The sequence below is a fragment of the Sphingomonas tagetis genome (assembly GCF_024211275.1).
Taxonomy (GTDB): Bacteria; Pseudomonadota; Alphaproteobacteria; order Sphingomonadales; family Sphingomonadaceae; genus Sphingomonas; species Sphingomonas tagetis.
Map to the genome: position 1 here is coordinate 96,650 of NZ_JAMLDX010000010.1, position 17,479 is coordinate 114,128.

At 62.6% G+C, this 17,479-nt stretch carries 20 protein-coding genes and 1 pseudogene; 14 read left to right on the forward strand and 7 right to left on the reverse strand.

Annotated elements, in window-relative coordinates; genetic code table 11:
* Positions 1-174: 174 nt before the first annotated feature.
* Positions 175-1,137 (forward strand): homoserine kinase, encoded by a 963-nt coding sequence (gene thrB / locus M9978_RS13820; RefSeq protein ID WP_254294156.1) that lies wholly within the window; start codon positions 175-177, stop codon positions 1,135-1,137.
* Between the two features lie 97 nt (positions 1,138-1,234).
* Here the strand turns inward: thrB and M9978_RS13825 are convergent, their stop codons facing one another.
* Entirely contained in the window at positions 1,235-1,564 is a 330-nt protein-coding gene (locus M9978_RS13825) for a TonB-dependent receptor (RefSeq protein WP_254294158.1), read from the reverse strand.
* Between M9978_RS13825 and M9978_RS23375 the strand changes: the two genes are divergently transcribed.
* Complete coding sequence (locus M9978_RS23375; protein ID WP_254294160.1) at positions 1,554-1,916, forward strand: hypothetical protein; 363 nt, start codon at positions 1,554-1,556, stop codon at positions 1,914-1,916. The two genes, M9978_RS13825 and M9978_RS23375, sit on opposite strands and share 11 nt — an antisense overlap.
* A 271-nt stretch (positions 1,917-2,187) precedes the next feature.
* Positions 2,188-2,394, forward strand: a complete 207-nt coding sequence (locus M9978_RS23380) for a DUF1508 domain-containing protein (protein WP_367305101.1) — start codon at positions 2,188-2,190, stop codon at positions 2,392-2,394.
* Between the two features lie 145 nt (positions 2,395-2,539).
* Here the strand turns inward: M9978_RS23380 and M9978_RS13835 are convergent, their stop codons facing one another.
* Positions 2,540-2,917, reverse strand: coding sequence for a response regulator (locus tag M9978_RS13835; RefSeq protein WP_254294162.1), 378 nt, complete (start codon positions 2,915-2,917; stop codon positions 2,540-2,542).
* Between M9978_RS13835 and M9978_RS13840 the strand changes: the two genes are divergently transcribed.
* The 6 genes from M9978_RS13840 (at position 2,916) to M9978_RS13865 (ending at position 7,601) form a co-directional block, all read left to right on the forward strand.
* Complete coding sequence (locus M9978_RS13840) at positions 2,916-3,065, forward strand: hypothetical protein (RefSeq protein WP_254294164.1); 150 nt, start codon at positions 2,916-2,918, stop codon at positions 3,063-3,065. The two genes, M9978_RS13835 and M9978_RS13840, sit on opposite strands and share 2 nt — an antisense overlap.
* A 102-nt stretch (positions 3,066-3,167) precedes the next feature.
* Positions 3,168-3,593: an ArsI/CadI family heavy metal resistance metalloenzyme gene (locus M9978_RS13845; RefSeq protein ID WP_254294166.1), complete on the forward strand. Its 426-nt coding sequence runs from the start codon at positions 3,168-3,170 to the stop codon at positions 3,591-3,593.
* Entirely contained in the window at positions 3,593-3,937 is a 345-nt protein-coding gene (locus M9978_RS13850; RefSeq protein WP_254294233.1) for an ArsR/SmtB family transcription factor, read from the forward strand. The genes M9978_RS13845 and M9978_RS13850 overlap by 1 nt, the downstream gene beginning before the upstream one ends.
* 2 nt (positions 3,938-3,939) lie before the next feature.
* Positions 3,940-4,599 carry an MIP/aquaporin family protein gene (locus tag M9978_RS13855; RefSeq protein ID WP_302054014.1) on the forward strand — a complete coding sequence of 220 codons (660 nt, stop codon included), beginning with the start codon at positions 3,940-3,942 and terminating at the stop codon, positions 4,597-4,599.
* A complete protein-coding gene (arsC, locus tag M9978_RS13860; RefSeq protein ID WP_367305102.1) occupies positions 4,596-5,006 on the forward strand; it encodes an arsenate reductase (glutaredoxin) in 411 nt (136 codons plus the stop codon). The genes M9978_RS13855 and arsC overlap by 4 nt, the downstream gene beginning before the upstream one ends.
* Positions 5,007-5,102: 96 nt before the next feature.
* The gene (locus M9978_RS13865; protein WP_302054015.1) at positions 5,103-7,601 is read left to right on the forward strand and encodes a PAS domain S-box protein; all 2,499 of its coding nucleotides are present in this window, start codon (positions 5,103-5,105) and stop codon (positions 7,599-7,601) included.
* Positions 7,602-7,671: 70 nt separating this feature from the next.
* On the opposite strand, the gene M9978_RS13870 is transcribed toward M9978_RS13865, so the two are convergent.
* Positions 7,672-7,839, reverse strand: coding sequence for a DUF6771 family protein (locus tag M9978_RS13870; RefSeq protein ID WP_254294170.1), 168 nt, complete (start codon positions 7,837-7,839; stop codon positions 7,672-7,674).
* 144 nt (positions 7,840-7,983) lie between these two features.
* Here M9978_RS13870 and M9978_RS13875 point away from each other — a divergent pair, with 144 nt between their 5' ends.
* From M9978_RS13875 to M9978_RS13885, 3 genes are all read left to right on the forward strand, one after another.
* Positions 7,984-8,778 carry a DUF1206 domain-containing protein gene (locus M9978_RS13875; protein ID WP_302054016.1) on the forward strand — a complete coding sequence of 265 codons (795 nt, stop codon included), beginning with the start codon at positions 7,984-7,986 and terminating at the stop codon, positions 8,776-8,778.
* Between the two features lie 202 nt (positions 8,779-8,980).
* Complete coding sequence (locus tag M9978_RS13880; RefSeq protein ID WP_254294174.1) at positions 8,981-9,151, forward strand: hypothetical protein; 171 nt, start codon at positions 8,981-8,983, stop codon at positions 9,149-9,151.
* A 590-nt stretch (positions 9,152-9,741) separates the two neighbouring features.
* Positions 9,742-11,208, forward strand: a complete 1,467-nt coding sequence (locus M9978_RS13885) for a M48 family metalloprotease (RefSeq protein ID WP_254294176.1) — start codon at positions 9,742-9,744, stop codon at positions 11,206-11,208.
* Between the two features lie 351 nt (positions 11,209-11,559).
* Here the strand turns inward: M9978_RS13885 and M9978_RS13890 are convergent, their stop codons facing one another.
* Both M9978_RS13890 and M9978_RS13895 read right to left on the reverse strand, forming a co-directional pair.
* Complete coding sequence (locus tag M9978_RS13890; protein WP_254294239.1) at positions 11,560-12,033, reverse strand: Hsp20 family protein; 474 nt, start codon at positions 12,031-12,033, stop codon at positions 11,560-11,562.
* Positions 12,034-12,383: 350 nt separating this feature from the next.
* Entirely contained in the window at positions 12,384-13,484 is a 1,101-nt protein-coding gene (locus M9978_RS13895; protein WP_254294178.1) for a HupA family protein, read from the reverse strand.
* A gap of 116 nt (positions 13,485-13,600) precedes the next feature.
* Here M9978_RS13895 and M9978_RS13900 point away from each other — a divergent pair, with 116 nt between their 5' ends.
* Positions 13,601-15,112: a winged helix-turn-helix domain-containing protein gene (locus M9978_RS13900; RefSeq protein WP_254294180.1), complete on the forward strand. Its 1,512-nt coding sequence runs from the start codon at positions 13,601-13,603 to the stop codon at positions 15,110-15,112.
* 3 nt (positions 15,113-15,115) lie between these two features.
* Here the strand turns inward: M9978_RS13900 and M9978_RS13905 are convergent, their stop codons facing one another.
* Together M9978_RS13905 and M9978_RS13910 are read right to left on the reverse strand one after the other, a co-directional pair.
* Positions 15,116-17,206 (reverse strand): TonB-dependent receptor, encoded by a 2,091-nt coding sequence (locus tag M9978_RS13905; protein ID WP_254294182.1) that lies wholly within the window; start codon positions 17,204-17,206, stop codon positions 15,116-15,118.
* Positions 17,203-17,358, reverse strand: coding sequence for a hypothetical protein (locus M9978_RS13910; protein ID WP_254294249.1), 156 nt, complete (start codon positions 17,356-17,358; stop codon positions 17,203-17,205). Before M9978_RS13910 ends, M9978_RS13905 begins: the two co-directional genes overlap by 4 nt.
* Here M9978_RS13910 and M9978_RS13915 point away from each other — a divergent pair.
* Positions 17,336-17,386, forward strand: a pseudogene (locus M9978_RS13915) (hypothetical protein); the annotation flags it as partial. The gene M9978_RS13910 and the pseudogene M9978_RS13915 sit on opposite strands and share 23 nt — an antisense overlap.
* Between the last annotated feature and the right edge of the window lie 93 nt (positions 17,387-17,479).

A 17,479-nucleotide genomic window follows, 5' to 3' on the forward strand; every position in this document is an offset into this window, starting at 1 on the left:
GAACTTTCCGGGCGCGGCCGGCGTCCCGGCAGCCCGGCGTAATGTGGTGCTTGGGGCGCCCTCTGCCAAAGGAATTGCCGCGGATGCCGCAGGATCGGCCGCTTCCCAATGCCCTGATCGCTTAGGCGCGGGCCATGAACATCATGACGGGCATCGGGCGGGCAGGCAGCTGACATGGCGGTTTATACCCAGGTATCCACAACCGAGCTGGCCGCGTTCCTCGCTGGCTATGACGTAGGCGAACTGCGCGCCGTGGCCGGCATCGCCGCAGGCGTGGAGAACAGCAATTACCGTGTGGAAACGACGCGCGGCCAGTTCATCCTGACACTTTACGAGGGCCGTGTGGATCGCGCGGACCTGCCCTTCTTCATCGACCTGCTCGATCATCTCGCGGCGCGTGGTTGCCGCGTGCCGCGCTTCATTCCGGACCGGCAAGGCCGCCGGCTCCAGCAGCTGGCCGGGCGACCGGCCTGTCTGGTGGAGTTCCTGAGCGGTGACACCGTCACCGAGCCCGATGTGGCGCGGAGCCGGGCGGCGGGACGCGCGCTGGGCCAGCTTCATGCCGCCGGCGCGGATTTCGAGGGTTGCCGCCGCAACAGCATGGCGGTGCCGGCCTGGCACGCGCTCGCCGGGCAATGTCGCGCGCATGCCGACGCCATCGCACCGGACTTCGCCGATCGCATCTCGGCCGAGCTTGCATTCCTGAGCGCGCACTGGCCGGAGCAGCTTTCTCAAGCCGTAATTCATGCCGACCTGTTTCCCGACAATGTGCTGATGCAGGGTGTCGAGGTTACCGGACTGATCGACTTCTATTTCAGCTGCACGGACGTCCGCATTTACGATCTGGCGATCACGCATGCCGCATGGTGTTTCGACGACGATGGTAGCCGCTATCATGCCGATCGCGCGGCCGCGCTGGTCGAAGGATATCGGCAAATGTTCGAGCTGAGCGCCGAGGAGCGCGCGGCGTTCGCGACGCTGTGTCGTGGCGCCGCGCTTCGCTTCACGCTGACGCGCGCCTATGATTGGGTCAACACGCCGTCCGGCGCGCTGGTGACCGCCAAGTACCCGCTGGCGTTCCTGCGTCGTCTCGACTTTTACGCAAGCGCGACGCCGGTCGAACTGTTGGGAAGCTGACGGGGAAAGACGTCGACCTGTGCGACGCAGGCCGGCGTCGCAGGCGGAAATGAGCTGCTGCGGGTGCAGCCGAGGCCACCCCCGCAGCATGACCGCATCAGAACTTGATGCCGGCCCTCACATACCAGAAGCCACCACTATACCCGAATGGCGAAACATCGATATATTGATTGCCGTTGCCGGGCAGGCCGGTGAACGGATCGATCGAGCGCAGATCCTTGTCGGGATAATTGTCGAACAGGTTCTGCGCGCCGACCGACAGGGAGAAATGGTCGTTGAAGGTATAGGTCGCCTCGACATCGGCGACTAGTTCGTCGCCGAATGTCTGTGCTACGTTCGTGCTCGATGTGACCGTGAACTCGCTAAAATAGTTCACCCGCCCGAGCAGCGACAGTTTGCCCAGCGACCAAGTCTCGGTGAAGTTCACCCGCCATTTCGGCAGGGTGGTGCGGCTGGTCCACCGCGACGGCCGCGCGGCGGCGCTATCTTCGGGGTCGGACCACTCGGCGCTCAAGCTGCTGGTCACCGCGCGGCGGTGGTGGACGATCCTGCGCGAGGGTGAGATCCGCATCAACGAGCTGGCAGCTCAGGAAGGGGTCAGCGCATCGTGGATGACGCGGGTGGTGCGGCTGGCATTTCTGTCGCCGGAGATCGTCGACGCCATCCTTGCGGACAACCTGCGCAGCGACGTGGACGGGCTGGTGCCGACCGGTGCTGACGGCGTCCCGGCATACTGGAAAGATCAGCGGCTGCGTTACCTCACCGCTGGCGCTGGGTGACCGCGCTCAGCTCACTTCCGGCACCCGGTTGCCGTTGGAACCCGAAACCCTGCCGCGATGCCCCCACGAAATCATTACAAAAAGTAGTACTGTTCAACGCAACTCAAAACGAGCTTGATCCGTTAACCCAAAATAGCCATTGTGGGTAAGGCAAAGGCAGGCTGGAGAGGAGCCGGATCATGACATCGGTTACCTGACGATGTCTGAGAATAGTTGTCTTTGTAACAGACGTAACTCGCCCTGATAATGACTATCTTAGGGAGTTGCTGAAATGTACTTTGAAATAACTAGGCAGGGTGCGGAGGCCAAAGCTGTCGGCGCACGAGGGCCATGGAAGTGGCGGTTGGTGCGGGAGCCGGACAATATCGTCGCGTACGGAGAAGGCTACGGCTCGAAGAAGGAGTGCGAGGCCGCGGTAGCTTCGGTGATGCTGGTCACCAATGCGACACCGATCCGGTATGACCCCGGCGACAATTAGGGGTCTCTGATCGAAGCGCGAGGTAGCAGCGGTATAACGCTCGCCGAGCTCCACTGATCGCCTCGCCTCAGGAGGCAGATGCGCGCAAGATGACCTCGCTACGTCGGAGGTCTGCAATCGCTTGCGATCCGGTTCGGCCCCTGGATCAGCTGGATATAATCATGAGACTGGAAATGGCTGCCAGCACCTGGGCATCGGCATAGGGCTTCTGGACGACGACGCTTTTGGGGACACCCTCGGCGGCCCAGTCCGCCGCACTGTCGCCAGTGGTATAGACGACGGGAAGCTCCGGGTTCAGCGACCGTGCGTGACGTGCTACCTCCCAGCCGGTTGGTCCTGCTCCCATTCGCACGTCGGTAATGAGCCCGCCGATCTCTTCGATTCGCTCATCCAGCAGCCGTATCGCATCCTGGCCGTTGCTGGCGGCGAGGACGTGGTACCCGCCATCGACAAGCGCGTCTTCTGCAGCCGACTGAATAAGCGGCTCGTCTTCAGCAAACAGAATGAGGATGGAACCAGACATGAAGATCGTCCCGTTTGAAGAGAGCGGACTGTCGATGATGTCCGATGCCGGAGGGCTGCTCCCAGACGATCAGCATGATGTAATAGTTCCCGGCCCTCACAAGACCGGTAATCGGAGAGGTAACCTGCTCGCCTCGCTCGCCGGCTGACACATGCAGCTTCTCCATCCACCGGGGGGCTTGTCGAATCGATAATTCGAGGATATTCGAATTATCGAATCAACTGAGAGAGTGGTTATGAAGCGCCTTCACATGCACGTCAGCGTGCCCGACATCGAGCAGGCTATCACCTTCTACAGTACGCTGTTCGACGCGGCTCCAGATGTTGTGAAGGATGACTATGCGAAGTGGATGCTCGACGATCCGCGCGTTAATCTCGCAATATCGTCGCGGGCTCGCGCAACCGGGATCGATCATGTCGGTATCCAGGTCGATAACCCGGATGAGCTTGCCGAGCTCGCCACAAGGTTGAAAACCGCAGGCTCCAAGACCTTCGATCAGGCGGCGGCGACGTGCTGCTACGCGAAGTCCGACAAGTCCTGGGTAACCGACACCGCCGGCGTCCGTTGGGAAACATTCTTCACCCATGGCGAAGCGACCGCATATGGCGAGGACGAAGCGATCCCCGACGATCGTGCGTGCTGCGCGCCGCAACCGGTCGCGAAGGCGTGCTGCTGATGCAATTGCCCACGGCCGTGGCCGCGCTGTCGGCGCTTGCTCATGCGAGCCGCCTCGCCGTGTTCCGTCTGCTGGTGCGAGCAGGCGCGCAAGGCGTGGCGGCGGGCGATATTGCTCGTGAAGTCGGAGCGCGCCCCAACACGCTTTCGACGCATTTGACGATCCTGGGCACTGCGGGGCTGATCCAGTCGCGGCGCGAAGGCCGGTCGATCATCTATACGGCGGATTATGATCGTATGCGTAACTTGCTGGGCTTCCTTGTCGCCGACTGTTGCGCGGGGCGTCCCGAGATCTGCGGGTCTCTGGTTGACATGGCGCAGGAAGCCGATTGCTGCTCGCGATGACGCTGTCCCGTCGCGCAGCTGCCGAGCTGGTGGGCACCGCGATGCTGCTCGCCGTGGTGGTCGGCTCCGGTATCATGGGGCAGCGACTCGCCGGGGGTAACGACGCGATCGCGCTCCTCGGCAATACGATCGCCACAGGAGCGGGGCTGGTCGTCCTGATTCACATGTTCGGACCTGCCTCGGGTGCCCATTTCAACCCGGCCGTGACGCTGGCCGTTATGATGAGGCGCGGGATAAGTGCGCGCGCCGCGCTGCTTTATGTTGCGGCACAGTTCGTGGGTGCAATCGTCGGGGTGTGGTCAGCGCACCTCATGTTCGCCGAGCCGCTTTTTCAAGTCTCGTCCAGGCTGCGCGATGGCTGGCCGCAGGGAGTTGCCGAGGCAATTGCCACCTTCGGTCTGATCGGGACGATTGTGACCACGCAGCGATCGAGGCCCGAATTCACGCCGGTCGCGGTCGGTCTCTATATCACTGCCGCATACTGGTTCACCGCTTCAACTTCGTTTGCAAACCCGGCGGTGACGGTTGCCCGAAGCCTGTCCAACACATTCGCGGGGATTGCGCCGTCGTCAGTCGCCGTCTTCATCGCGGGGCAGCTCGCGGGCACGCTTTTCGCCATCGCATTTTTCGGATGGCTCTTGAAAGAGGACAGCCCCGAGTGACCGACGCATTCCCGATCACGATCTATCACAACCCTGACTGCGCCACGTCGCGCAACACGCTCGCGATGATTGAGGCGGCTGGATATGCGCCGCTGATCGTTGAATATCGCAACGCCGGTTGGACGCGTCCGCTACTTGAGAACCTGCTTGGCGCAATGGGCGCCAAGCCTCGCGACATCATGCGTGACAAGGGTACGCCCGCTGCCGAATTAGGCTTACTCGATTCTCAGGTGCCCGATGAAGCAATCATTGCGGCCATGATCGAGCATCCAGCCCTGGTGAACAGGCCGATCGTCGTGACACCGAAGGGCACGAAGCTATGCCGCCCGTCCGAAAGTGTCCTCGAACTCCTCGACCGCAAGCCAGCCGCGTTCACCAAGGAGGACGGGAATATCGTGCAGCTATGATGCTTCAGACATTCGGTTGCCATTGACGGGGGCAGACACGTATCGTCGGCAGGTGGGAAGGTTCAGGCGACCGCGTCCACTGGCGAGGCCCGAATGATGTCGCTCCAGAACGACCCTGTCGATCAAGTGCTCAAGCCAATCATGGACTCGGTGCTCGACGCAGTCGTGGCGATCGACGGCGCCGGCGTGGTTGTCGGGTGGAATGCGGTCGCTCACAAGATCTTTGGCTGGACGGCGGAAGAGGCCCTCGACCATACGCTGGGCGATCTGATCATCCCCGAGCGGTATCGCGAGCGCCATGACACCGGCATGCGGCGGTTTCAGGAAACCGGCGAGGCGCGTGTGATCAACCGCCGGATCGAGATCACAGCGATCGATAAAGCCGAGCGGGAATTTCCGGTGGAACTTGCGATCGTCCAGACACCGGGGACGGGCCGATCAGCGTTTATCGGCTTCCTGCGCGACATTACCGACCGGCGAGTGGAACAAGAGCGTCTGTCGGTCAGCGAAGAGTCACTGCGCCTCGCTACGGATGCCGCCGAGATCGGGACATGGGATCTCGATCTGCTGACCGATACCTTGACCTGGTCGAACCGCACCAAGGCCATGTTCGGCATATCTCCTGATGTGCCGTGCAAGATGGGCGACTTCTACAGCGGACTGCATCCGGAAGATGTGGAAGCGACCAGCGCGGCGTTCGCAAGTTCGCTCGATCCCATCACGCGCGCGACCTACGATGTGCAATATCGCACGGTCGGCCGCGAAGATGGCCGCATCCGCTGGGTGGCCGCGAAGGGTCGCGGGCTGTTCGACGAGCAGGGGCGCTGCGTGCGCGCCATGGGCACGGCGATCGACATTACCGCGCGAAAGCTCGCCGAGGCGCGCCACGCCTTTATGCTCGAGCTGAGTGACGCGCTTCGTGGTCCGGACACGGACACCGCGCTTACCAGGGCGTGCGAGTTGATGGGGCGTTTCTTTGGGGTCGCGCGGGTCGGTTACGGCCAGCTCGATCGGGACGAAGACCTGTTCGACTATTCGATCTGCTGGACCAACGGCCGCGTGCCGCCGCTACTCGGGCGTTTTCCCGCCAGCGCGTTCGGGACGAAGATCGTGGCGAAGCTCGGCGCAGGCGAGACCGTGGTGGTAGGCGATCTGCTGTCCGATCGGGTGAGCGATGAAGCGGAAACGCGCGCAACGGCATCGTCAGTGGACACCCGTGCCATTCTGGTCGTGCCGTTCCTCCGCGCGGGCCGGCTGCGGACGATCGTCTATCTCAACGACCAGAATCCCAGGCAGTGGACCGACGAAGAGATCGAGTTCATGCAGGAGGTCGCCGAACGAACTCGCCAGGTCATCGAGCGAGGCGAGGCCGAGACCGCGCTAAGGGCGCTCAATGCGACGCTCGAAGTGCGGATCGAAGAGCGAACCGAGGCCCTGCGCAACGCCGAGGAAGCATTGCGCCAGTCGCAGAAGATGGAAGCGATCGGTCAACTGACTGGCGGCATCGCGCATGATTTTAACAACCTGCTTCAGGGCATTACCGGCAGCCTCGACCTGATCAAGCGACGTGTTGCCCAAGGACGGTCCAATGACATCGACCGGTTTCTCGACGGTGCGATGACCTCTGCGCAACGAGCCGCCGGGCTGACCCACAGGTTGCTCGCATTCGCACGTCGTCAGCCGCTCGACCCACGCAGCGTGGGCGCGAACCCGCTGATCGCCTCGATGGAGGATCTGCTCCGTCGGACGCTGGGTGAAGATATCGCGCTCGAACTCGTGCTTGCCGCTGACCTGTGGCCCACTCGGTGCGATCCAAACCAGCTCGAGAATGCGGTGCTTAATCTGGCGATCAACGCACGCGATGCCATGCCGGACGGCGGCGTCTTGCGGATCGAGACAGCGAACAGCCAGGTCGATGCCGCAACCGCGGAGGGTACGCCGGGTCTCGCGCAAGGTAGCTATATCCTTATCCGCGTCAGCGACACGGGAGCCGGCATGAGCGCCGATACGATCGAACGCGCGTTCGAGCCGTTCTTCACCACCAAGCCTACCGGCCAGGGGACGGGTCTTGGCCTTTCGATGATCTATGGTTTCGCGCGTCAATCGGACGGTTACACCGCGATCCAGAGCGAGGTCGGGCAAGGAACCACGTTTTCGCTTTATCTGCCCCGCCATGACGGCGAACTTGACCAGACGTTGGAAATGGAGAGCGACGACGCCATTGCCGAAACCGGGGAGATCGTCCTGGTCGTGGAGGATGAATCCGTGGTTCGTTCGCTCGTCGTCGAGGTGCTTGACGAACTCGGCTATCGCACGCTCGAGGCTGAAGACGGTCGAGCCGCTCTGGAGATCCTGCAATCCGACCGGCAGGTGGATCTCCTCATCACGAACATCGGGCTGCCCGGTCTCAACGGCCGCCAGCTCGCCGATGCGGCGCGGGTACACAGGCCTGCGCTCAAGGTCATGCTGATGACCGGATACGCGGAAAGTGCGACCGCGGCCTCCGGGTTTCTGGAAGAGCGGATGGCGATGATCACCAAGCCGTTCGCCATGGATGATCTTGCCGCTCGCATTCGTGAGCTGATCGAACGCTGAAAATAACTCCGCACTCTGCGTGCCGTTGTTCAATCGCGAGCGGCCAGCCTTTAAAGCTTCGCGCGTGCGGCTAGTTGGCGTTCGAACTTGCCAGCGCCGTCGCAATCATGGCCGCGAGACTTTCCTCGGCCTCGCGGCGCTGTTTCTCTTCCTTCGAAACCAGCCCCTGCTTCAACCAGTCCGGCGCGCGAGCCAGCGTCGATGCGACGAGTTGCTGGAGATCGGAAACCGGCGTCATGCCCTGCCTTGAGCATATGACCGCTACCCGGGCAAGCGCCGTGGTCGTCATCGCACCACCAGAATGTCTCGCCCTGGTTTCCTCTTTTCCGACAAGGAACGTAAGCGCCGGCAGGACCGTTGCCACGCCGGAGGATCATCCCGGATGCACACAAGCTCACAGCTAACCCTGCTCACCCGGATCGGCTTCGCCAGTCGCGGCGTGCTGTACATAGTGATCGCGTATCTGATCCTTCGGGCGAGGCGAGCGGAAGATCAAAGCGGAGCCCTCGAATATCTCGGCAACGGCTCGGGGAAGCTGCTGCTGTGCGTCATGGCCGTGGGGTTCGTCGCCTATGGGCTATGGCGCCTGTCGGACGCGATCTTCAACATCGAGCGGCACGCGTCCGATGGCAAGGGTGCAGCGGAGCGTGTGGCAGCGGGGCTCAGCGGCCTGGTCCATCTGTTCCTTACCTGGCAGGCAGTGGCATTGATCCGGGGGATTTCGTCATCGGGCGACGGCGCGCAGGACGGTGCGCGGTCAGCGCTCGAATTGCCCGGTGGACCGGCCCTCGTCATCCTTGCGGGCGTTGTGCTGGCGGCAACTGGCGTCTGGCAACTGGTCAAGGCGGCAAAGGCTGGATTTCTGCGGCATCTCGAGCCGGGTATGGCGGACAAGACATGGGTGAAATGGAGCGGACGCGCGGGCTACGCCGCACGGGGCCTGGTGTTCCTGATCACCAGCGGTTTTCTCATCAAAGCGGGCTGGGAAGCGCGCGCACGCGAAGCCGGCGGGATGGCCGACGCCATCACGTGGCTCCCCGAACCGTTCGACATCGTTATTGCGGTGGGCTTGCTCGGCTTTGGTCTGTTCAGCCTGATCGAGGCGCGGTTTCGTATCCTGCATGATGTGCCGGTCGAAGGCATCGCCCAGCGAGTAACCGGCGGACGCTTTTCGTGACCGGATGCTCGTGTCCGTCGAGCATGGGAGCTGACAGGGGATAAGGTCGCCCGCCTCCGCCGGCGGGAACGAGGACCCGGCGCTACCGCTTCAGATCAGGCTCGCAATTCGGGCCAGGACCATCCGGACAGCTACCGTCAGGATCGGTTTAACGCTAATTACGTTGTCGCAATACGAATACCTCGATTGACGCAGGCTGGCGATGGCCGTCAAGGACCTGGAATTCTACACAAGGCGAGCGCGGCAGGAGCGCGAGCTGGCGGAGCGCGCCCTCGACGCGACCGCCAGGCATGCACACGAGAAACTTGCAAGCGAGTATGAAAGTCGAGCCAGGATGGAGGGCATGGCCCTAAGGATTGCCAACGACCTCTAACAGCCGGGCAAATCACGCTATGGCCGCCCCGGCGGATGCTGTCCATTGCCGGGGCGACGGCGTGATGTCCTTCGCACGACGACCCTGGTCTGTCTTCTGTTAACGCCACTTTTTCGGGATAGAGGCGCTGCTCGGCTTTTACCGGTAATGAAAAGGCCCCTGCCATGGGAAGATGCCAGCCCCACCGGAGCTGGCATCTTCCTCCTCAAACAGTTCCACACAGCTATAATGCTCCTCTTCGCTTCATGGCCGCCGGAGGAGCGCCTGGGAACCACGCGAGCGGTGCAACCCCCTGCGACAGTCTTCGTTCCGTGCTTCCTTCGCTGGTTCAACAGGCTGGATGTTAGGTCATTATCGCGATCGCGCCCTCCCATCGACATCGCGCCTATCTCCACCGCGCTACATTCGCGACGCTGGCCGGGAGGCGTACAGCGGCGCCGACGTGCTTACGGTAAGGAACGGAATGGGGGAGCCTCCACGTGATCGCAGCAGCTTTGCGCGTGACGAGAAACGCGCGAACGACCGACATTTTTCGGCGTTGGAACCAACGAGGCGTTCAAGTGATCTTTTGCCGCGAAGAGGGGTAATCAATGCCGACCCGCCTGAAGATGTATAAAGCCTGGTGGCTTGCACTGCCGCTAGCCTGCCTGCTCCACGCATGCGGCAGCGGTAGCCCCGATGGGACGCCCGTCATCGGCGCGCAGGACCGCGACTATGGCGAAGAGGCTCATCCGCAACTCCTCGCCGAGTTCGGCGGTGCCTATGCCGGCGATGAGGCGGCGTACGTGCGAACCGTCGGCGAACGGGTCGGGGCAGCGGCGGGCCTGGCTGGAGAATGCACCTTCACGCTGGTCAACTCCGACGTGGTCAACGCGTTCGCGGTACCTGGCTGCTATATCTACGTTACACGCGGGCTTGTCGCCATCGTTACCAGCGAAGCTGAGCTCGCTTCGGTGCTGGGCCATGAGGTCGGGCATATCGTCGGCCGACATGCGCAGCGGCAGCAACAGCGCTCGATCTGGCGTAGTTTGGGCGTCATTGCGGCCCAGGCGACAGGATCGGAACGACTGACGCGCCTCGCGAGCCAGGCAAGTCAGCTGTTCGGGCTCCGCTACTCGCGAAAGCAGGAATATGAAGCGGACGATCTGGGCGTCCGCTACCTGGAAGATGCGGGCTATGATGTCTACGCCGCAGCGGACATGCTCACTGCGCTCCAGCGCCACGACACCTTCATGGCGCAGATACAAGGGCGTGATGGCGCGCGCAGCCTGCCGGAATGGGCGCTGAGCCACCCGCTCACCGAGCGTCGCGTCGAGCGGACGCGAGCGGCGGCCAGGCAGACCTCGCTCAAGGACGACGAGCTTCCAGAAGGCGCGGATCGCTACCTCAATGCCGTTGATGGCATGCTTTACGGCGACGATCCCGAGCAGGGATTTGTGCTCGACCGGCAGTTTGCGCATCCGATCATGCGGATAGCGTTCGAGGCTCCCGTCGGGTTTTCGCTGACTAACAGCCCGCAGGCGGTTCGTCTGACCGGGCCTCACGGCATCTCGGGTGAGTTCGGGGGCGGCCCATTGGGGACTCGGGATGTCGGCAGCTATGCCGAGGCACTGGTTTCGCGCATTCTGGGGGACGCGCCCGCCGAAGTCAGCGATGTGCGTGAGACCACAGTCAACGGGCTGAGCGCCGTCATCACGCAAGTGCGAGTCGCTGTCCGCGATGGGAACGTGCCGATGTCAGTGGCCGTTTACGATGGTGGGGACGGTCAAGCCTATCATTTCATCATTGTATCGCCGCCAGCCAATACGGACCACGCAGCTGTGAACGCGCTGTTCCGGTCGTTCCGCCGCCTGACGAAGCAGGAAGCGACAGCGTTGCGGCCGCGCTTCGTGCGGACGGTCGCCGTGGGACCCGATGATACGCCCGACACGCTTTCGCGCCGCGTCGCGGATCCCGCCAGCAGAGCGTTATTCGATCTCCTCAACGGCCGCGATGGCAACGCGCCGCTGAAGCTGGGCACACGGGTGAAGATCGTCACCCACCAGTCAGTGCCGTGAGCCAGGCAGCCGCGAGGTTCAACGATTGCTCGGGCGTCGCTCGGCATCGTCATGAGGCTGGCGTCGTCGTCCCAGAGCATAACACGGGACCGGTTATGTGACCGGCCCAGCTATGAGAAGGCTGCTGGCGATCGGCGCAGTGCCGCCAGCACCGCGTTGGTAAGAAGCGCGATCGAGGCCGGATTCCGGACGGTCAGCATATAGCCGTCGCTGACGATGTAGGCGTCCCAGTCCCCTCCTGATTTGGGCAGCGTGTCAGCCAGCAGCCATGGCGCGTTACGCGGCGGGTCAGCGCGTACATTCCATGAATCACGCCGGCGCCCTCGAGGACGCCGGTGGAGTTTGGATGGATCAGGCCACCTCGCGATCGCCCTTGGGACCTTCGAGCCGATCATTCGCAGGGCTTCCCTCGATCGCGATCTTGCGGGGCTTCATCGCCTCGGGGACGACGCGCTGCAGCGCGATGCTGAGGAGGCCGTTCTGGAATTCGGCCGAGCGGACCTCGACGAAGTCGGCAAGCTGGAAGCGCCGCTCGAACGGACGCGTGGTGATACAGCGATGAAGGTACTGGCCCTCGTCCGTGTCCTCGGCGCGCTTGCCGGTGACCGTCAACTGGTTCTGCTGGGCGATGATCTCTATTTCATCGGGGCGGAAGCCAGCGACCGCGAGCGTGATCAGATAGCTGTCCTCACTTTCACGGGCGATGTCGAACGGCGGATAGCCGTCGGCGATTTCGCCGCGAGTGCCCGATTCCAGCAGATCGAAAAGGCGGTCGAAGCCGACCGTGGAGCGCCGGAAGGGCGCAAAGTCAAAGTTTGTTCTCATCTCCAAATCCTCCTTGCGAAGCAATCTGGGCATGAGAAGCGCCGGTAAGGAGCCGACGCTCTCTATGTCCCACCGGACCCGGATGGCGCCCGGCAGCGAAAAAATGAGGAAACCCATTCCCAGTTTCAAGAACCCGTTGTGCAATTTTATTGGTCGTGTTCCGGGTGATGGCTCAGCTCGACGGTATGGCAGCACGATCAACCCGGCTTTAGCCAAAAGTCGCCATGCTACGCCGGCCAACCTACACCCGGCATGGCAACACGACCTGCGCGGGTCGGCTATCTGACCAAGCCCTCGTCGCTCGACTTGCGGATATGGATTGCGCGGCGCACCCGGTTCAGGACTAACAGCTACTGTCGCCGGGCAAGTCCGATACCGCTGAGCAATTGGGTTTTGGCAGCATCGGGGTTGTAGTAGGAGGCCCGGAACGAGAGCATAAGCTCCTCAGCATTGGGCCCGGCATAGCCGCCCGAGATCGCTCCATCGGGCGGCAGCCCTCCATAGGACAGCTTTCCGTCGAAACGTGGTCCTCCAGTGCTGTAGACAATGTCCGCCAGCCGATAGGCGACCTCGGGATATTCACATCCCATGAAGCAAACATGCTTCATGAACAGCGTTCCGGCCGCGGTTCCGGCTGCAAAGTCGATGTCGAGCTCCACTCGGCCCACGACGAAGTCACCTGATTCCGCCAGGTTTCCCAGCAATCGCCCGATATAGCGTCGCGTACCGGTTTGCGGCACCTGCGCGCTCAGCGTAAATTGAGCGACGCCGGCGACGCCCGAACTGTATCGAAACCTGCTCCCGCCGATGTCCGCGCTGGTGTACCAGGGCAGCCATGCGACATAGTCATAAGGTGCGGCTGCTGTCCCCGGTCTGATCACGGCAATCTCGAAGTGATTGACGGCAGCGCTCGGCGAAGGGGCGACCGCGCCCTCGTATCGCATGCCACCGATCACGTCATCATACCGGATGTCGGACGTCCGATACATCGTGTTCGCAGCAAGGAACGGGAACGACGCCTGGTAACTCGCGGTCGATGCAGTGTAGGAAATCGCCACATCTTCCGATGGCCCTTCGGCCACGAAACCGGTGCCGTTCGCGTTCGCGCTGGACTGCCAACCACGCGCGACGACCCGGAACGACGAGGTGAGGCTGGGGTTCTCGAATATACTGCCGATTACCGGCGAGAACGGCGGCGGTGGCGTCGGTGTAGGAGTTGGCGTGGGAACGGGCGTCGGCGTGGGCAAACCGGCGCCCGCGCCCGGGATATTGATCGAACCCGCCGGCTGCCCCCCGCCCCCACAAGCTGCGAGCAAACCACACAGCACGATCATCGAGCAGGAAAAGCGCGCCGGTCTTATCCGCCGGTCTACCCGCAAACGTCTGTCAGGCACGACGCCGATTGTCCGCGAGGGCGTAACGCCGACCATTGTCTGCATCGCGAGCGCCATGTTAGCTACCTTCCGTGCCTGCCTCAGATTGCCCGTCAAGCTGGATGAGGACCGGGGGCGCGTGAATGATGGCGCGTTGATTTTTATCCGATGAATTACCGACGAGTGGCTTAACATTGAGCATCGAACCGGCATCGCTCGCACATCGTGCGGATTTTCGCTTGGGCAGCGCACGTATACGTCCGGCCCTGCGAACCGTTGAAGGACCGGCAGACAGCATTCAGATCGAGCCGCTCGTGATGCACGTGCTGGTCGCGCTCGCGGACGCCAAGGGTGATGTCCTGACGCGCGACGATTTGATCCGTCTGTGCTGGAATGGGCGCATCGTCGGCGACGATTCGATCAGCCGCGCCATCTCAGCGGTGCGGCGGGCGGCCCTTGCTACCGCCGCCGGCTTCTCCGTCGAGACCGTGCCGCGCATCGGCTATCGAATGCTTGGCATCGAACAGGCGGATTGCGCCACGCCTTGCGCTGTTCCCGAAGCGAAGCGCCTGGGCCTGGACCGCCGCACGATGGTCGCAGGCAGCGCCATAGCCCTGACGCTCGGGGTCGGAGGTGCGGCAGCTTGGTTGTACCAACGCAAGGAAGACGAAATCGATGAGCTGATCGCACGCGCGCAAAGGCTGGACCGGTCGGGTAAGCCCGATGGTGCAGCTCAAGCGGAGGTCCTGCTGCGCAAAGCCATCGCGAGAGATAGCGGCCGGGCCGATGCATGGGGTTGGCTTGCGACGGTTATCGACGACAGCGAAAAGGCACGAGAAGCTGCGCAACATGCGCTCACCCTCGATCCGAAGGAGCCTAACGCGCGCGCCGTACTGGCTTATCAGCGCCGCGACTTGGACGCCTGGACACAATGGGAGGACGCTCTGCTCGGCGTGCTCGCGGATGCCGCAGAGAATGTCCTCGCGCTAAACAGCCTGACGTTCTTCTATCAGGGTATGGGGCGATGCCGTGACTCGCGGGACATGAACGAGCGCGCCATTCGCGCCGATCCGTTCAACCCGACACCGCAGCACCGCCGGGCAATCAAGCACTGGATCTTCGGTCGTGTCGCGGCGGCAGACCAAGTGGTCGATCAAGGGTTGCGGCTGTGGCCGCGAAATCCCGCGATGTGGAACGCGCGGATGATGATCTACGCGTTTACCGATCGCGCGCCTGCGGCGCTCGCATTGCTCGACGACGTACAAAGCCGTCCGGTTAAGCTCACGCCGCCCAGCATCGAATCCTGGCGTGCCGCGGTCACGGCGATCGCCACCCGCGCCCCGCGGGACATCGCCCGGGCGTTGGAGGTCTGCACACATGCCGCGGCGCTTGCGCCGGGCCTCGCGGCCCATGCCATCATGACCTTCTCCCACCTCGAAAGGGTCGATGCGGCCTATCGGGTTGCCGGCGGTCTTTTTGAAGGACGCGGACCAGTCGTGCAGCGCATGCGCGGGGTCGGCCTCAGCGACGTTTATTCAGCGTCCGCCTGGGGGCGCACGCAGTTTCTGTTTATCCCTGCCACCACGGCACTCCGCGCTGATAAGCGCTTCCCGGATCTTTGCCGCCGTCTCGGTCATGTCGAATACTGGCGCAGGCGCGGCATTTGGCCCGATCGGTTCGTCCGCGGAGCGCTGCAGCCATCATGATCGCTAGAAGCGTGCTTCCAGGCTGAGGCCGACCTCGCGTGGATCCCCGGCAACCCCCACAACGCCGGAATTGAGGAAGGTTAGATAAAATGTGTCGAAGAGGTTGCGGGCATATCCCGAAATCGTGAACGGACCGCTGGTGTAACCCATGCGCGCATCCGTTATGGTCGCGGATCGAATCCGCCGTGCGGCCGTATTCGCGTCGTCGCTGAAATAGCCGCTGTTACTGCGTGATTGCAGCGAGAGACGCAACGCATTGACCGGGCGCCAGTCGAGCGCCGCGAACCCGGTCAGCGCGGGCGAACGTTGGAAGTGCTTGCTCAGGATCGGATCGGCCGGGTCCAATGTTCTCAAGATCCGCGTCCCGAGCACGCCAACGCCCGCCCGCAACGACAGGCGCGAGGTTGCGCGCCAGAACAACTCTGCCTCCGCGCCATAGCTTTCGGCGGCAGGGACGTTGTCGATCAAAGCCCAAAAGGCAGCAGGCCCTCCGGGAGCGCGAAAGGTGCGCTGCTGCGCCCGCTGGGCAGAACGCATGTTCGTGTAGAAGAAGTTGGCGGTGAGAGCCCCGTGTTTGAAAGGAGCACGCAGAAAGCCTTCGTAATTCCAAAGCGTCTCCGCATCGAAATTTTCAGGGCCGCCGGTGTCGAGATTTATGGTCGTTCCGCCTGGATTATACGCACGTTGCACCATCACGCCGGCGATTGCGCTTTTGCCGATCTCGTAAGCCAACGACATTTTCGGCAACCACGCCGAAAACCGCTCGTCATAATCGGTCTGGAATCGCCCCAGACTGCCTTCCCGACTTTGGCTGTCGCTCTGATAGCGTAAGCCGAGGCTGACCGTCAGGCGAGGCATGGGGTCAAAGACGATTTCGCCGAAAACGCCGGCGCTGCTCTGCGAGTCCTTGAAATCGCCCTCTCCGAGAACGACTGCTGAAAGGTCGATGGACTGGGCCAAATCCGCACGCACGACGCTGACGCCGCCCAGCAGCTTCAGTGCGTCCGAGTGCTGCCAGCGCAGAATTGACTCGATCGAGCGATCGTGCCCCCGAAGCCGGGCCTGGCCAAGGCCGGCCGGCGCGAAACGGCGAATGGTCGCCCCGCCGAACGAGACCGTCGTCGTCGAGCTCAACCGTTCGGAAAATCGGTAGTCGAGCGATGCCGTCAGCGAATCCACGCTGATCCTGAACACACCGAAACTTGCTAGCGGGTCGCGCCGTTGCCGGAAGGGCTCACGCACGGAAACGATCTGAGGAGCCTGCGACCGTGAGTGACTATAGATAACTTCGATCCGGACGCCGGAAAAAGCCGCCGGTTCAGCAAGCAGCTTCGCGCGGACAAGCGCATAATCGTCGCGATTGGGATCGGCACCGACCATACTGCCACCCAGCTGGCTCGATACCCGGTTGCTTCGAACATCGCCGGCAAGGCGAAAGGCAAGCTGCTCCTCCACAATCGGTCCCGACACTGCCGCCGACGCCTGACGCGTCGCGTAGTTTCCCACGATCAGGCGGGTTCCGACCTCCCAACCATAGCTCGGGTCTTTACTGGTGACGAAGATCGCACCCGCGATCGAATTACGGCCCTGTGTAGTGGTTTGCGGATTGCGAAAGACCTCGACCTGCTCGATATCCCATAGCGGGGCAGCGCCGAAGGCAAACTCATTATACCCGACCGCGCGTCCATCGACCTGCAGCGTGACTCGCGGACGGTTGCCGCCCAGAAAGGCTGGGAGGTCGCGCAGGACGCCGGTCGAGTCTTGCCCCCGGATTGTTGGACCATCCCCACCAGAGCCGACTTGTATGTTTGGGATCGAGGCCAGCAGCTGCTCGATGCGATCGGCTGCGGCGAGCTGGATGATCTGGTCAGCACCGAAAACAGAGACGCTCGATGTGGTTTCCAAAACGGTACGGTCAGCCCGCTCGCCCGTGACGACAATCTCAGACTTCCCGTCCTTTGCGGCAGACGTCTGCGCCCAGCACTCGTCCGCGGGAATCGCTGCAATCAAGGCGAGGCTGTATCTTCGCTTCATGCCGGGCCAATTTTCTGCCGTACCCGTTCCTGCTGTCGATGAAATGTCGAGCGGGTTCAAGCGGCACTATCCATACGATCGATGGATTGCAGGGTATCTCGATGAGGTACTCCCCATGCAATATGTTCGCTTACCAGGTCCCCGGTCAGCTTCGTGTCGATCACCCAGTCGTTCAACACCACCACCAGCATGGGACGGCTGACGCTCAACATGCTGCTCTCGTTCGCGCAGTTCGAGCGCGAGCTCACCGCCGAGCGTATTCGCGACAAGATCGCGGCATCCAAGGCCAGGGGCATGTGGATGGGCGGCACCCCGCCACTCGGCTATCGGCCC

Coding starts and splice junctions, on each gene's coding strand:
- M9978_RS13875 (WP_302054016.1), top strand. CDS start 7,984: ATGCACACAAGCTCACAGCTAACCCTGCTCACCCGGATCGGCTTCGCC.
- M9978_RS23380 (WP_367305101.1), top strand. CDS start 2,188: ATGTACTTTGAAATAACTAGGCAGGGTGCGGAGGCCAAAGCTGTCGGC.
- M9978_RS13845 (WP_254294166.1), top strand. CDS start 3,168: ATGCACGTCAGCGTGCCCGACATCGAGCAGGCTATCACCTTCTACAGT.
- M9978_RS13870 (WP_254294170.1), bottom strand. CDS start 7,839: ATGACGCCGGTTTCCGATCTCCAGCAACTCGTCGCATCGACGCTGGCT.
- M9978_RS13840 (WP_254294164.1), top strand. CDS start 2,916: ATGAAGATCGTCCCGTTTGAAGAGAGCGGACTGTCGATGATGTCCGAT.
- M9978_RS13910 (WP_254294249.1), bottom strand. CDS start 17,358: ATGTTGAGCGTCAGCCGTCCCATGCTGGTGGTGGTGTTGAACGACTGG.
- thrB (WP_254294156.1), top strand. CDS start 175: ATGGCGGTTTATACCCAGGTATCCACAACCGAGCTGGCCGCGTTCCTC.
- M9978_RS13880 (WP_254294174.1), top strand. CDS start 8,981: ATGGCCGTCAAGGACCTGGAATTCTACACAAGGCGAGCGCGGCAGGAG.
- M9978_RS13865 (WP_302054015.1), top strand. CDS start 5,103: ATGTCGCTCCAGAACGACCCTGTCGATCAAGTGCTCAAGCCAATCATG.
- M9978_RS13895 (WP_254294178.1), bottom strand. CDS start 13,484: ATGGCGCTCGCGATGCAGACAATGGTCGGCGTTACGCCCTCGCGGACA.
- M9978_RS13885 (WP_254294176.1), top strand. CDS start 9,742: ATGCCGACCCGCCTGAAGATGTATAAAGCCTGGTGGCTTGCACTGCCG.
- M9978_RS13835 (WP_254294162.1), bottom strand. CDS start 2,917: ATGTCTGGTTCCATCCTCATTCTGTTTGCTGAAGACGAGCCGCTTATT.
- M9978_RS13890 (WP_254294239.1), bottom strand. CDS start 12,033: ATGAGAACAAACTTTGACTTTGCGCCCTTCCGGCGCTCCACGGTCGGC.
- M9978_RS13850 (WP_254294233.1), top strand. CDS start 3,593: ATGCAATTGCCCACGGCCGTGGCCGCGCTGTCGGCGCTTGCTCATGCG.